The sequence below is a fragment of the Pseudomonas sp. AM8 genome (assembly GCF_036346475.1).
Lineage (GTDB): Bacteria > Pseudomonadota > Gammaproteobacteria > Pseudomonadales > Pseudomonadaceae > Aquipseudomonas > Aquipseudomonas marginalis.
The window spans coordinates 26727-41284 of record NZ_JAOTNX010000008.1 but is presented as its reverse complement, the minus strand read 5'-3'; the positions used below and the strand labels follow the sequence as shown (position 1 = coordinate 41284).

The 14558-nt window shown below is 55.3% G+C and carries 12 protein-coding genes and 5 pseudogenes; 10 read left to right on the top strand and 7 right to left on the bottom strand.

Features of this window, described 5'->3' with window-relative positions; translation table 11 throughout:
- Window positions 1–26 precede the first annotated feature (26 nt).
- Window positions 27–407, bottom strand: a pseudogene (locus V3W40_RS19275) (recombinase family protein); the annotation flags it as partial.
- Between the two features lie 354 nt (window positions 408–761).
- On the opposite strand from V3W40_RS19275, the gene V3W40_RS19270 reads away from it, so the two are divergent.
- Window positions 762–1400, top strand: a complete 639-nt coding sequence (locus V3W40_RS19270; protein WP_330208708.1) for a reverse transcriptase domain-containing protein — start codon at window positions 762–764, stop codon at window positions 1398–1400.
- A gap of 82 nt (window positions 1401–1482) precedes the next feature.
- Window positions 1483–1655 (top strand): annotated as a pseudogene (locus V3W40_RS19265) (transposase domain-containing protein); the annotation flags it as partial.
- Window positions 1656–1684: 29 nt separating this feature from the next.
- On the opposite strand, the gene V3W40_RS19260 reads toward V3W40_RS19265, so the two are convergent.
- A complete protein-coding gene (locus tag V3W40_RS19260; RefSeq protein WP_330208707.1) occupies window positions 1685–2281 on the bottom strand; it encodes a SagB/ThcOx family dehydrogenase in 597 nt (198 codons plus the stop codon).
- 230 nt (window positions 2282–2511) lie between these two features.
- On the opposite strand from V3W40_RS19260, the pseudogene V3W40_RS19255 reads away from it, so the two are divergent.
- Window positions 2512–2790, top strand: a pseudogene (locus V3W40_RS19255) (IS66 family transposase); the annotation flags it as partial.
- 11 nt (window positions 2791–2801) lie between these two features.
- Here the strand turns inward: V3W40_RS19255 and V3W40_RS19250 are convergent.
- From V3W40_RS19250 to V3W40_RS19235, 4 genes and pseudogenes are all read right to left on the bottom strand, one after another.
- Window positions 2802–2891 (bottom strand): annotated as a pseudogene (locus tag V3W40_RS19250) (transposase domain-containing protein); the annotation flags it as partial.
- A 153-nt stretch (window positions 2892–3044) separates the two neighbouring features.
- Window positions 3045–3980, bottom strand: coding sequence for a choline ABC transporter substrate-binding protein (gene choX / locus V3W40_RS19245; RefSeq protein ID WP_330208706.1), 936 nt, complete (start codon window positions 3978–3980; stop codon window positions 3045–3047).
- Between the two features lie 258 nt (window positions 3981–4238).
- Window positions 4239–4847 carry an HD domain-containing protein gene (locus V3W40_RS19240; RefSeq protein ID WP_241089453.1) on the bottom strand — a complete coding sequence of 203 codons (609 nt, stop codon included), beginning with the start codon at window positions 4845–4847 and terminating at the stop codon, window positions 4239–4241.
- A 24-nt stretch (window positions 4848–4871) separates the two neighbouring features.
- Entirely contained in the window at window positions 4872–5987 is a 1116-nt protein-coding gene (locus tag V3W40_RS19235; protein ID WP_330208705.1) for a TauD/TfdA family dioxygenase, read from the bottom strand.
- Window positions 5988–6075: 88 nt separating this feature from the next.
- Between V3W40_RS19235 and V3W40_RS19230 the strand changes: the two genes are divergently transcribed.
- Together V3W40_RS19230 and V3W40_RS19225 are read left to right on the top strand one after the other, a co-directional pair.
- Complete coding sequence (locus tag V3W40_RS19230) at window positions 6076–6981, top strand: LysR family transcriptional regulator (RefSeq protein WP_330208704.1); 906 nt, start codon at window positions 6076–6078, stop codon at window positions 6979–6981.
- Window positions 6982–7259: 278 nt separating this feature from the next.
- Window positions 7260–7481, top strand: a complete 222-nt coding sequence (locus tag V3W40_RS19225) for a hypothetical protein (protein ID WP_330208703.1) — start codon at window positions 7260–7262, stop codon at window positions 7479–7481.
- A 21-nt stretch (window positions 7482–7502) separates the two neighbouring features.
- On the opposite strand, the pseudogene V3W40_RS19220 reads toward V3W40_RS19225, so the two are convergent.
- A pseudogene (locus V3W40_RS19220) lies at window positions 7503–7703 on the bottom strand (IS66 family transposase); the annotation flags it as partial.
- An 83-nt stretch (window positions 7704–7786) separates the two neighbouring features.
- On the opposite strand from V3W40_RS19220, the gene V3W40_RS19215 reads away from it, so the two are divergent.
- The 5 genes from V3W40_RS19215 (at window position 7787) to cydB (ending at window position 14550) form a co-directional block, all read left to right on the top strand.
- Complete coding sequence (locus V3W40_RS19215; RefSeq protein ID WP_330215506.1) at window positions 7787–8479, top strand: NADP-dependent oxidoreductase; 693 nt, start codon at window positions 7787–7789, stop codon at window positions 8477–8479.
- 228 nt (window positions 8480–8707) lie between these two features.
- On the top strand, window positions 8708–11683 hold the full coding sequence (gene fdhF, locus V3W40_RS19210) for a formate dehydrogenase subunit alpha (protein WP_330208701.1): 2976 nt from the start codon (window positions 8708–8710) through the stop codon (window positions 11681–11683).
- Window positions 11683–12165, top strand: coding sequence for a DUF1641 domain-containing protein (locus V3W40_RS19205; RefSeq protein ID WP_330208700.1), 483 nt, complete (start codon window positions 11683–11685; stop codon window positions 12163–12165). The genes fdhF and V3W40_RS19205 overlap by 1 nt, the downstream gene beginning before the upstream one ends.
- A gap of 13 nt (window positions 12166–12178) precedes the next feature.
- Window positions 12179–13525, top strand: a complete 1347-nt coding sequence (locus tag V3W40_RS19200; protein WP_330208699.1) for a cytochrome ubiquinol oxidase subunit I — start codon at window positions 12179–12181, stop codon at window positions 13523–13525.
- Window positions 13526–13557: 32 nt separating this feature from the next.
- Window positions 13558–14550 (top strand): cytochrome d ubiquinol oxidase subunit II, encoded by a 993-nt coding sequence (gene cydB, locus V3W40_RS19195; RefSeq protein WP_330215505.1) that lies wholly within the window; start codon window positions 13558–13560, stop codon window positions 14548–14550.
- Window positions 14551–14558 lie beyond the last annotated feature (8 nt).

Here is a 14558-nt window from a genome sequence, read left to right as displayed (position 1 = left end):
TGGCGCTCCATGATTTTGGCCCGTTCATACTCCGCAATCATGCCCTGCATCTGCAGCAGCGACTCCTCTGGCGTGACGCCAATGGCATGATTGAGGAACACAACCTCTACGCCGCACGCCGATAGTTCTTCCATCAGCAAGGCCTAGTGAGCATATTTTCGCGACAGCCGGTCTGGGGACAGGACGTAGAGACGATCGACCAAGCCAAGTGCAGCGAGGTCTCTGAGCCGTTCCAATTGTGGGCGAATCAGCGTCGCGCCGCTGACGCCAGCGTCGACAAAGCGCATATCCTCAGCAACCTGGACACCATCAGCCACGATCCGCTCTGTCAACGCGGCAATCTGGCTTTCAATCGTACCGCGTTTAGCCTGTTGATCAGAGGACACGCGGGCATAGAAAGCCACCATCACAGCCTGGCTCATTGCTCACCTCGCTTGGCAGCATGATGCTTTGTCACAGAGGGTTGGGGTTGTGGCAATTCTGAGGAAACGCGCGTATCTGTCGGTTTTAGCTGCTCGTAGGCCCTATCGAGCTGTTCACAAGAGAATCGATTTGGCTCAAAAGCCAGACGGATACGCCAGATCCGCGGTTTTCGGCTCATGACTGAAGTCTCCCGTCAGTGGGGGCGATGACCTCAATGACGAGAACAATCTCGACGTCGGGGCATCCCGCATACCTCGGAGCAAAACTCTCCCTGGCGATGCGCAGCCCTCATTTTATCCGGAGTAGTTTGCTCTATTGTTGCTGGCGCTATCTCGCCCTTGTTAGCCAATTTATTCCTGCATTATGCCTTTGATCGTTGGATGGACAGGACGCATCGCGGCGTGCCGTTTGAACGGTATGCCGACGATATTGTTATTCACTGCACAAGGATGAGCGAGGCTGTTCGAATCAGGGAGAGCCTGACGCGACGGATGAGTGAAGTAGGCCTGACCATCAACGAAGAAAAGTCGAAGATTGTCTACATCGATACATTCGAGCGGCACAACGTTGCGACTAGCTTCACCTTTCTCGGATACGACTTCAAGGTGCGAACCCTGAAGAACTCCAAAGGCGAACTCTTTCGTAAGTGCATGCCGGGAGCGTCGATGAAGGCGATGCGCAGGATGGTAGACACGATCAAACACTGGCGCATCCATCGATCCACGACTGATGACCTGAGGGATTTTTCTCGCAGGTACAATGCGGTGATTCGAGGATGGATCGAATACTACGGTAGATTCTGGTACAGAAACTTCAGCTATCGATTGTGGAGCGCGTTGCAATCGCGCCTGCTCAAATGGATGAAGAGCAAGTACCGAATCTCTATACGTCAAGCGGAGCATCGGCTGCGTCTTGTTCGAAGAGAGAATCCGGAGCTGTTCGCGCATTGGTATTTACTACGTGCATCGAATGTGTGATCAAGAGCCGTATGACGGGAGACTGTCACGTACGGTTCTGTGAGCAGCCGAGGGGTGCAACTCCCTTCGGCTGACTCGACTTGCCGGTTCGCTTCGCAGCGGCAAACGGGCAGCTGCGACCATGAGTCTGATCCAGTCGGCAAGGCTGAATGGACATGACCCGTACACGTACCGAAGGATGTGCTCACACGCCTGCCGACGCAGCGGGTGAGTGAGATTACGGAGTTGCTGCCTCATCAATGGACACGAGCTTAGTAACAGAAGTTATCGTCTTCAGAACTCGACTAAAGAACATGTCCTACGCAGAAAAGGGCAACTGGAAAAGTTGGGGCCTCAAGCTTTAAGGTCTTGCCCATTTTCAAGTCATCAAACCCCATCACTACTACCCCGCCTAGGCCAGCTGCCGCGGCGGACAAATACATATTTTGAGTTACTGCCCCAGCTTCGAAATCAACGTAGCGAGCCCCTCTTAAACCGTCAGGTTGTTGATCCGCGAAATGACGAATTGCTGCTTCTCGGTCGGCCACAATGGCGATAACGGCAGGTGCGTCTTCGAGCCACTTTTCATCGCCTAAAGCCGCTGAATTTAATGACCCTTCGTCAAGAACATCTCCAGAGTGAGAGAGCTTCCCTGTATCTCCGTCGTATGGGTATACCCCTGGTGTCAACCCTTGCACTCGACGTACCACCACGATCAGTCCAAATGGATGCAGGGCGTGGGCCGATGGTGCGGTTCGTTTTCCGTCAGGAGACGTATGACCTTGTCCAGCATGCAGCAACGTCTCCAAACTTGTTAAAGAAAGCGGGTGCTCTCTGAAAGATCTAACACTCCGCCTGACAGACAGGAGACTTTTCAATACGGCTTCATTTGAAGTATCCACCACTTTTTATCCTTGCAAGGTTTTCATCTGACCATAACAGACCTGCGCCCCCAAAAATGAAACAATTTCACAGCTGTAATCACCGCTATGGGGCGACGCTGATCACGTCCTGCTCAGCGCCCAATGCCGCGATTAGATAACGCTTTGGAGCGTAAAAGTTAGGTTCAGATGCTTTCAGGCAGCCACTCCAAGGATTGTTTTTACCGAACGTGTTCACCATCTGCTTACTGGCCATCGCCAAGGCTTTGAATTACAGCCTGAATCGCTGGCCGGCATTGTCGCGTTATCTGGATGACGGCGCGGTGCCTATTGATAACAAGCACATCGAGCAGCAGATTCGGCCATGGGCTTTTGGACGCAAGAATTGGCTCTTAGCAGGATCGCTGCGCAGCGTCAAACGCGCGTCGGCTGCTTACTTGAAAGACGTTCTGGCGCGACTGCCAACGCAGCGTGCAAGTGAGATCGCCGAGTTGTTGCCGCATAACTGGGTACCGTTGCGCAACCTGTGATCCCCGTTCGGTCACGCAAATGGTAGCCGCTCTAATACATGGCGCAGCCACGCATAGGGCTCTTGGCCGTCGATCTTGGCGGTCTCGACCAAGCTATATATCTAAGGTAAGCGTCCAGCGAAGTCACCGTAAGCGTCCGGTTGAGGTACGTTGCGATGAGTAAACGCCTGGCACCTGGCTACATATGGCTCCCTCAGCGAGCCTACAACTGCGGATTTTCGATAAAAAAACCGCTTCACTGAAGCGGCATTTCTTTACTTGGAGATGTTTGCTAACACTGCTGCTTTCGCGTCTTTACCGTCGACGGTAGTCACACCAGCCAGCCAGCTATCCAGAATCTCAGGATGAGCGGCCAGCCATTTTTTCGCTGCACTCAAAGCGGGCTCCTTTTTGTCGAGGGAGTTCATGATGCTGCTCTCCATGTCGACCGTGAATTTCAGATTGCTGTACAACTTGCCAACGTTACCGCAGCGCTCGGCATAGCCTTTGGATGTGATGGTTTTGACCGTTGCTGCGCCGAAATTGGGACCGAAGGAATCATCACCACCCGTTAGATACACGATGTCCATGTTCACGTTCATTGGGTGAGGCGCCCACGCCAGGAACACAATGGGCTTCTTGCGTTGAATCGAGCGCCCTACCTCTTGGATCATGCCTGCTTCACCAGACTCGACCAGTTTGAAATCCTTCAAACCATACGAATTGTCTTTGATGATCTTCTGCACCAACGTGTTTCCGCCGCTACCAGGCTGGATGCCGTAAATGCGGCCTCCGAGCTGGTCTTTAAATTTCTCGATGTCCTTGAAATCCTTCAACCCCTCATCGGCTAGAAATTTTGGAACTGCGAGTGTGTATTTTGCACCTGTGAGGTTAGGGGCCGGTAGAACGGACAAAGAATTCTTAAGCGGGGTGACCAGAGGATCTTGAGATGGCGACCAGTAGTTAATAAACGTATCCAACTTGCCATCACTAATAGACTTCAGAACGATTGGCAGCGAAAGCATATTGTCCTCAAATTTGTACCCCAGACCTTCGGCCACCACCTGAGTTAATGCGTTTGTCGATATTCCATCAAGCCACCCCACGTTCGCGGTCTTGATGACTTGGCAACTACTGGGTTCTTGAGCCATAACCAATACGCTTTGAGATGCCATGGTTACTGCGATCACGGTTTTGTAAAACTTGTTCATCCGACTCCCCTCTAGAGTTGCACTAACTCTGTTTGACGTAACTGGATGGCAGGCTCAAATTTGCAAGTGGCTGACGCTTGTGAATTGCGCCTTTCCCGCTTCGATTATCGGCCAATCGCCAGTACGGCATAACCGCGTTTTTATTATGAGGAGCATGCGGTTTTCTTATGGATCAGTACGGAGGGATCCACCTGGATGCGCACGTAAAGCGGCAGCATGCTGCTGCTATTCCGCAAATTTGAACCGTAAGTAAAACGCCTAGGCCACAGGTTGGTCGAGCGCGCTGCGGCCCATAGTCTGGTCACCAACGTACTTTTGATCGAATGCTGGCCGAGTGAAAATCCTCCGAACCATAGGCTCGAAATGCTCCAAAGGGCGAGTAGGGTAATCAGGGTCAAAGGATGATTGGTCCCATTCCTCACAGAAGCGCACACAGCTTTCGTAGTACGGGTGGTCTTTGTATAAATCCCGCTCATTCCGATCACCGCCGAAGAAGTGAACGTAGTAGTAGTTTTGGAAAAGGCCGTGATAATTGATGACCCAGGTCACCTCTGGACGAACATAAGGGCGAAGGATGGATGCTGCATACTGGGAGTGGTTGTAGGGGGCGAGCTCGTCGCCTAGGTCATGTATCAGCGCTGCAACCACCATCTCCTCATCTGCACCAGCGTCCTCAGCTCTACATGCGGTCTGAAGCGAATGAGCGAGTCTGCTCACCTTGTAACCGCTTAGAGAGTGTTCCAGATCCCGCAGGCATTTGAGGAGCCGGTCAGGAAGCTCCTTTGCGAAATCGGTTTCCAGCTGGGTCAGCATTTCATATTCGGCTTTGGTGCCGTCTTTCATCTGGGTAAAAGCTACGGTTTCCATCATCAGTCCTCAGGCTTTCGAATCTTATTGAGCTTTCAAGCTTCTTTTCATGGCTTTGTAGATGCCTTTGGGGCCATCCATATCCATGTAGCAACCTTGCAGATGACGGCGACCTTCATTGGTATCAAAGCTCGTCCGGCCATGGAGGACACGTGTGTTGTTGAACATTTGCAGCTCGCCCTTCTCCAGCTTGAAACGTCGCTCAAATGCCGGATCCACAAAGAGCTCGCCCATGCGACGACGTGCACGGTGGAATACGGCCATGTCGTGTTCATTCAGCAACGGTAGATAGTCGAGGCGTGGGCTATAGCTGACACCTGTCATTCGGCCCAGCGCGTCGGTCATGATGATTGGCCGCCGCTCAATCAACTCAACGTCGTTATCGACGTGGCGGTAACGCACAGGCACGTTGGCCAGCAGTTCGAAGCCTTCGGGATCTTCCAACTTAAGCTGCTCTGCGACCGCGAGACTGTCAACGAGTGTAGAGAGCCCCCCCGATGTTTCGTTGATCAGGCAGTGCAAAAGCTGGATGCCAGGCATCGGATCGCGATAAGGGTTATCGGTATGAGGATCGAGGTGAATTGAGCGATAGGCCAGGTCATTGGAGTTCGGCCGGGAGTAAACCTCGAAGTACTTGCCGAAATTGGTTTCGCGCACCTGGCCAAAGATTCTGCCTACATCCAGAACTGACTCGGCTTCGGTAGGCACGTTCTGGATAACGACAACCCCATAGGTTAAAAACTTGCTGAATGCCTCCAATCGATAATCGAAGTCACTCAGTCGGTTGAAGTCGATGTAGATGAGCTGGGTGTCAATATTGCTCTTCCAACTGATGGGCGTTGGCAGGCCATCCAGCGGATCGAAGTCGGCACGAAACTCCGTGAGGTCATACAGACCAGCATAACCATCGCTAAATGACAGCCATGCCTGATCTACGCCTTTGGCCTCTGCTTCAACCAGAGTGATGCCGTCAGGAAGGTTGTGCGGGTTGAACAGTCTTTGCTGAGTTGTGACATCAAGACTCACGGCGTCCTGACAGCGCTCCCGCAACCACAAAGGCGCGAGCACAATGGTTTCCCCTGGCAGCTGCGCGATCACGGATGCCGGATGTTGCTTGATTTCAAAAGTGACCTGTACCATGAGAACCTCCAAATAGGTGGTCTTAGTATCCTTACGTGCTCAGGGATAAACACCCGCAATCCCCTTATTAGAGGTATGCATAAACGTTATGGAGCCGAGCGAACAGGACCTTCCGCCACTTAAATCTTTGGTCGCCTTTGAGGCCACAGTCCGCTTGGGTTCGATGACGGCCGCAGCCGTTGAATTGGGCACTACTCAACCGGCGATTTCTCAGCGGATTCGCACCTTGGAGGAGTCGCTTGGGTGTGTACTCTTCGAGCGCAACGGCAAGCTGTTGCGACCCACCTATGAGGGTCAGCAGATTTATTCAGGCCTGGCATCCCCGGTGAGTGAAATTAAGGCAGCGGTCAAGCGCATGCGTCGCCATTTCACCAAGCAGAAACCTACCATCTCGATCGCTGCGAATTTTGGATTCTGCTATTTCTGGCTTATGCCGAAATTGCCTGCGCTCCAGGGCCAGTTCCCCCAGATCCAATTCAAGATTCGCCCAGTAAACCTTGACGATGATCCGATGCTTCAAGATGCCGATATCGCCATTCAGTTTGGATCCCTCGACGGTGACTTCCGATTTGAAAAGCTACTGATCCCCGAGACGGTATTCCCAGTGTGCAGTCCAGATCTGGCTGAAAAACTGGGGCTAATGGAAGGTACGAAAATAAGCAGTATCGAGGATCTACCGCTGCTTCATAAGGACAGCGATGACTCCCGGTGGCTGGATTGGCATCACTGGTGCCTGCACGCGAAGATCACTCCGCCAGAGGAAGCGCCAGTTTTTTGCTTCAATAACTATCCGTTGCTGCTTACCGCTGCGCAGGATGGTCAGGGTATTGCGCTGGGATGGGCGGGGCTGATCGAAGAGCAGATCAAGGCGGGCAAATTGATCGCTCTCGGGCCATCAGTGGACAGGCCTCACCGGGGTTACATTGTGAGATCGAACTATCACGAGACACTTCTTGTGAGGGATGTCCTTCAGTGGCTGATTGCGGCAAGCTGACCTTGAAGCCTGCGCCGTTGAATATCCGCCAAATCCGTTTCCGCTGCTGAAAATCGTGCTGGCGAGGTATTAGATTAACGCGATGCCGATCCCGCCCGGGACCAGACTCGTCTATCTGGCGAGCATTCTCGCCTAAATGGGTGTCCGGTTTCATTAGACCACTACAGGATCAGCCGATAGAACATGATGGTAAAACGTTTCGCCCTTCCATTCATCGTAGTGCTTGAACCGTCTTAATCCTCTCCGCTCTACTGTTTTACACTTTGGGGATTTTAACCATGTATGAAGACAGAAAAGCACATGCGCTGGCGACTTGGAATCGGCTTCTTGAGCATCCTGAGATTCGTATGAGCGCCCCCGAACAGTACGATGAACTGCTACGCCTTGCAGAGGAGTATTGCGAGGAAGGGTTTATTACCCGCGAAGATCGGAGGCGAATTATTGAGAAAGCCACCGCGAACTACCGTCGAGCAGTGGAGGGGCTAGGCCAAGGCATTTAGCGTCATTCCCGACATAATCATACCACTACGTAACGAGCCAGCGAACAGCCAGTTCGAGCGTTCAAGAGCCCACGGCCGGATTTAATTCTCGCACCAGTTGTTATCGATGGGCACAGCACCGTCATCGAGATAGCGCGTCAACGCTATCCAGCGCTTGAGGCTGTAATCCAACGCCTTGGCGATGGCCGATCCCTCAGGCACAAGCTGCCTCTGGGCGATCATTCCGTAGGTCACAACCGATAAATTACCGCTGACGTTGGGCTGGGAAGTCGCCGGACTGATCGAAAAAGTCGGGCAAGGCGTGAATGGAATTCAAGAAAGGCGACCGCGTGTATGCGATGATCGGTGCCGCTGGCGGCTATGCCGAGTATCCCGCGTGCCGGCCGAGGATCTGGCATGGATCCCCGCAGGCCTCGATTGGCCTCACGCAGCGGGCGCGCCACTGGCCGGGCATACGGCCTGGCAGGCCTTGGTGGAACATGGCCAGGTCGAACATGGGCAAAAAGGTGCTGATCCATGGCGGCACGGGGGGCGTCGGCCATTTCGCGGTGCAATTTGCCAAGGTCAAGGGCGCCGAGGTCTATGCCACTGCGTCCACCGACAGCCTGCCGTTTTTGCGTGAGTTAGGCGTCGACAGGGCAATTGATTACAAAACCGAGCAATTCGAGGCGATCTGCAAAGACTTCGACTTGGTGATCGACTTGATCGGTGGTGAAACCCAGGCGCGTTCCTGGCAGGTACTGGGGGAGGGTGGCCGGCTTGTATCGATCCTAACAATGCCTGATGCCCACCATCCACAGGCAGCAGGCAAGACCGGAACACGATTTACCGCCATGCCTCGCGGGGAAGAGCTGGCCGAGATCGCAGGTTTGATTGAGGCGGGCAATGCGCAGGTCTATGTCGCCAAGGTCTTCGAGCTGAACGAGGCCGCGCAGGCGCTGGATTTCCTGAGCAGAGAACACGTGCACGGCAAAGTGGTCTTGCGCGTGAGTCACTGAAGGAGGCGACTCTTGAGTAAAGCTCGTTGCCGATTGCGCCGGTACTTGGCCGGCGCAATCAACTCAAGCTCGGCAATGGCCGTTCACGAAGTCAGCAAAAAAAGTTCTGAACGTTTTTCGTCCCTTGAATATCGACTCTGTAACTGAATATTTCTGCCTGGGCATCCGCCTTGAGTTCTCGCGGAGCGAATGCAACGGCAAATAAATCGGCTAACGGGGCGATTTTCCATGAGTGACGATATCCAGTGCAGCGTCGAATATAACGGTCGCATCCTTCACGGCAAAACTGACCAGCCGCTGATCGATTTCCTCGCGGAGCAGGGTATCGATTTACCCCACGTCTGCTATCACCAAGCCCTTGGGCCGATTCAGACCTGCGATGTCTGTTGGATCGAGCACAACGGCCAGATGGTTCGCGGCTGTACGTTGCGCACTGTCGACGGCATGCAGCTGGTCAATGACGGGCCTCGCGTAAAGGCCGCTCAAGAAGAAGGCCTGGACCGGATTCTCGCCAAGCATGAGCTGTATTGCACCGTCTGCGAGCACAACACCGGTGACTGCACGCTGCACAATACCGTCGCCGACCTCAACCCTGCGATCCAGCGCTACAGGTACCAGCGCAAGCCCTATGACAAAGACCACTCCAACCCTTTTTACACCTACGATCCCGACCAGTGCATTCTCTGTGGACGCTGCGTCGAGGCGTGTCAGAACGTCGAGGTCAATGAGACCTTGAGTATCGATTTCACCATGCAACATCCGCGGGTGCTGTGGGATGGAGGCACCACGATTGAGGGTTCCAGCTGCGTGAGCTGCGGTCACTGCGTCACCGTTTGCCCCTGCAACGCCTTGCTCGAAAAAACCATGCAGCCCGATGCAGGGCCTTTGACATCAATGCCCGAGGACATCAAGCGTCCGCTTATCGATGCGGTGAAAACCATTGAGAACACTCTTGGCGCACCGCCCATCACGGCTATTTCCGTCATGGACATGCACTGGCGCCAGCCCGAAATCAAGCGCACCAAAACCGTATGCACGTACTGCGGGGTGGGTTGCTCGTTCGAAATGTGGACGCGAGACCGCCACCTGTTGAAAGTGCAGCCGGTAATAGATGCGCCGGCCAACGGCATATCAACCTGTATCAAAGGCAAGTTCGGCTGGGATTTCGTCAACAGCGAAAAACGTCTGACGACGCCGCTTATCCGCGACAACGGTCGATTTCGTGAGGCGAGCTGGGACGAAGCACTAACATTGGTCGCCGAACGCCTCTTGGCGATCAAGCACGAGCATGGCCCCGACGCTATCGGTTTCATCGGCTCAAGCAAGGCCAGCAACGAAGAGGCTTACCTGACGCAAAAAATCGCGCGCTTGATCATCGGTACCAACAGTGTCGACAACTCGTCGCGTTACTGCCAGAACCCGGCCACCCAAGGGCTTTTTCGCACGGTGGGTCATGGTGGTGACGCCGGCACGATTGCCGACCTGGAGCAGGCGGACCTGATCGTCCTGGTGGGCAGCAACCTGGCGGAGAATCATCCCGTCATCGCCTCGAAGATCAAGGCCGCACGCAAGCACAAGGGGCAAAAGCTGCTGGTGGTCGATCCGCGCAAACATGAAATGGCGGAGCGCGCCGATCTCTTCCTGCAGATCAAATCCAGCACAGACATCGTCTGGGCCAGTGCCATGTCACGTTATCTCTTCGACCATGACTTGGCGGACAAGGAATTTCTGAAAAGTCGTGTGAATAACGTGGACGAATACCGGCGCTCGCTTGATCCGTTTACGCTGGAATTCGCCTCGCACATCACAGGCCTGTCTCAGTCGGAACTGGTCAGGGCCGCGACCATGATCGCAGAGGCGAAAAGCGTGTGCCTGCTATGGGCGATGGGCATCACGCAGCACAGTCATGGCGCGGACACCAGCACGGCGCTCTCCAACCTGTTGCTGGTCAGCGGTAACTACGGGCGCCCAGGCACGGGTGGCTACCCGATGCGCGGCCACAACAATGTCCAGGGGGCCAGCGATTTCGGTTGCCTCAAGGATGTTTATCCAGGCTACGAGAAGGTCTCCGACGAAGCGGTGAGAGCCAAATGGGCCAAAGCCTGGGGCGTGGCGCCTGAACAGCTGTCCAGCAAGGTCGGCGAAGACAATTTCCTGATGGTCGAGCACGCCGCGCAACGCAAGATCAAGGCCATGTACATCATCGGCGAAGAGACGGCGTTCTCGGATGCCGACACGGAAAACGTGCATGAGGCATTCAAGCATCTGGACTTCATGGTGGTTCAGGATATTTTTTTCAGTCGAACCGCACAATTTGCAGATGTCGTGTTGCCAGGCTCCCCGAGCGTTGAAAAGGAGGGGACGTTCGTCAACACCGAGCGGCGGATCCAGCGTTTTTATGAAGTCTTTCCACCGCTGGGCAACAGCCAGCCGGACTGGCGCATCCTGACCGATCTGGCAAAGCGCATGGGGCATGACTGGGGCTATGAGCATCCCTCGCAAATAATGGAGGAGGTGGCGAGTATTTCCACCCTGTTCGCGGGTGTCCGTTATGAGCGCCTGGAAGGCTGGAAAACCCTGCTCTGGCCAGTGAACGAAGATGGCACCGACACGCCATTGCTCTACACCAAGCGGTTCCACACAGAGGATGGCAAGGCCGTGCTGTATCCGCTGGAGTGGAAAAACCCGGCGGAAGCGCCTGACAGCGACTTCGATCTGATGCTGGACAACGGGCGCATGCTGGAACACTTCCAGGGCAACAATCAGACGGGACGTGGAGACCGTATCGATTCGTTGTCCCCTGACTGGTTTGTTGAAGTCAGTCCCGAGCTTGCCGCCGAGCGCGGCCTTCAGGAGGGGACCATGGTGCGTATCACCTCGCGGCGTGGATCGGTCTCTGCGCCGGGGGTGATCACCGACCGAGTGCGCGCAAAGGTGCTCTTCATGCCGATTCACCAAGGCAAACCCGGCATCAATGAACTCACGGGCGAACACCACGACCCGGACGTCAATACGCCGGCCTATAAGGAAACCGCGGTGAGGATGGAGGTCCTGAAGGAGCCACGTCAGCGTCCGCCATTGCCACCCGGGAATTTTCGACATGGCCACAGGACGCCGAACAAGGGCGTGGACGTGGCCGTGAAATGGGCCAGAGACGATTACGCGCCGATCGATGCCCCGGCGCCCCATCCGGAGAGGTTCTAATGGCTGAGCCTATCGATTACGACGTCAAACCGCCCAAGACCGAGCCTGATGCGAAGGATGAACTGGATCGCCTGCTTCAGAACCTTCATCAACACGGCGTTTTGCGCATGGCCAATGATTTAGTGTGCGCCAACACAGCGATTACCAAAGTACTGGTGGACGGCCTCAACAAGGACGGCACGCTCAACGTTATCCAGAATCTGTCGATTTTGGCGATGGCGCTTTCACGTGTTCAGCCCGATGAATTCTACCGACTGGTCTTTGCGCTGAAAGACGCCGGCGCGGCGCTCAGCCAATGGCGCGCGCCGGAGAATGCCGACCTCGCACCGGGTGTCAAAGGCGCCTACCGTTTGCTGCATGATGAATCGCTCTGGCGTGCGATCACACCGCTTGTGGAAGGGTTGAAAGCAATGGGCGAAGGGATGAAAAAGCCGCTCGACAAACCGGTCAGCCAGTTTACCGGCAAGCCCAGCGACGCCTGATCGGAGCCCGCACATGGAACCGTTGGATCCCGCGTTGATGCTGGCGCGTTATCAGTTTGCGTTCACTATCAGCTTTCATATCGTGCTCGCTGCGTTTTCCATAGGGCTGGCCAATTATCTGATGGTGCTGGAAGCCCTGTGGTTATGGAGCAAACGCCAGATTTACATGAACGTCTACCGATTCTGGCTGAAAATCTTTGCCTGGACCGTTGCCGTGGGCACTGCGTCCGGGCTTGTCATGGAGTTTCAGCTCGGGACTAACTGGAGCGCACTGGCCAGTCGAGCCGGAGGTATTCTGGGGCCACTGATGTTCTATGAAGTCATGGTCGCGTTTTTTCTGGAAGCGGGCTTTATCGGGGTCATGCTGTTCGGCATGGATAAAGTCGGCCCGCGCCTGCATTTCCTGTCTACGTGTGCGGTGGCCGTTGGCTCGTTATTCAGCGCATTCTGGATATTGTCAGCCAATTCATGGATGCACACGCCTGCCGGTTTCAGCATTGCCGAAGATGGCCGGTTCGTACCGCAAGACTGGCTTCACATCATCTTCAACCCCTCGTTTCCCTACCGCATGGTCCACATGAGCATCGCCGCGTTCCTCGGCACGGCCATGCTCGTGGGTGGCGCGGCCGCCTGGCATCTATTGCGCAACAGCCGTCACGCATCCGCGCGAGTGATGTGGTCAATGGCCCTGTGGATGGCGGCGGTGGTCGGACCCCTTCAGATCCTAGCCGGGGACTTGCACGGTGAAAACACACGCGATTATCAACCGCAGAAGCTGGCTGCCATGGAAGGCTCATGGCGGCGTCCGGCGCCGGGTGAGGGGGAACCCCTCAGGCTGTTTGCGATACCCGACCAAACGCTGCGTAAAAACGACTTCGAGCTGGCAATCCCCCATCTTGGCTCGCTGTACCTGCGCCATGACTGGACCGGCACCATACAGAGTCTTGATGAGTTCGCTGAACACGACATCCCGCCGGTGGCCGTGGTTTTCTATGCATTTCGCATCATGGTGGGCCTCGGCTTGCTGATTGTGGCCTTGGGCATTGCCAGTCTTTTCCTGCGTTGGCGCGGTGGCCTTTTTGAATGTCGATGGCTGCTGCGCTGTTCAGTCCTCATGGCTCCCGCCGGGTTCGCGGCAATGCTATGCGGATGGATCGTCACCGAAGTCGGCCGTCAACCATTCACGGTCTACGGGTTAATGCGCACCGTTCACAGCCATTCGCAGCAACCCCTTTCATTCGTTGCGGGCAGTACGCTTGGCATCATGGTCATGTATGTGCTGGTTTTCGGAGGGGGTCTTTTCTACCTGTTGCGCGCGGTCGGACAACTGCCGGCAGAAACTACGGACACCAATGAATAAGCGGCAGCGCAGAGTGGGGAGGTCGTATGTTCATGTCTGAAGCACTGTTACCCGACCTGGCGGCTGCCGCGATCGCCTTTACGATCATCCTCTATGTGATTCTGGATGGGACCGATCTGGGGGTCGGGATCCTCCTGGCGACGCGTCAGGATCCGGATGAAAAAAAGATCATGGTCAATTCCATCCTGCCCATCTGGGATGGCAACGAAACCTGGCTGGTGCTGGGTGGCGGCGGGTTGCTGGCGCTTTTTCCGGTGGTGTACAGCGTGTTGTTTTCCGCACTCTACATACCCGTCATTATGATGCTGCTGGCCCTGATCGCCAGGGCGGTTGCGCTTGAGTTCCGGGCTGACGCGCCCACGCGCATGAAGCGTTGGCTCGACATCTGCCTCGTGGCTGGCTCGCTGATCGCGACGTTGTGCCAAGGAATGATCATGGGGGGCGTCGTGCAGGGCATCGAGCAAGAGCAGGGCCGGTTCAGCGGCCACGGCTGGGAGTGGCTGGGCGCATTTGCGCTGACGTGTGGCGTGGTGCTGGTCATCGGTTATGCGTTGTTGGGCAGCTGCTGGCTGGTGTGGCGCACCGAAGGGCGCTTGCAAGCCGCGGCGAAAGGCCAGGCCCGCACACTCGGCTGGCTGACCCTGGTCGGGATCGCGGCTATCCTCGTCTGGACCGGCCTGTCCAACCAGGTTTATCGAGATCACCTGTTGAATTCCAGCCTCAGCCTGCCGCTTCTAGCGCTCCAATGTGCGTTAGTGGCCGGCTTTTACTGGGCATTCTCCAGCCGCCTCGAGTTTCTGCCGTTGTTCGCGGTGTTGGGATGGTTTGGCGTAGCTTTCGTTACCGCCATCCTCGTTTTGTATCCTTTGATCCTTCCTCCCTCATTGACGATCAGTCAGTCGTCTTCCCCTGCCGCGAGCCAGGCCTTTGTGTTGGCGGGCTTTGTGGTGTTGGTACCTGTGACGCTTGTTTACAACACATGGGGTTTTTGGGTATTCCGGGGCAAGATCACGGCGGGTAAATGAAATTACGG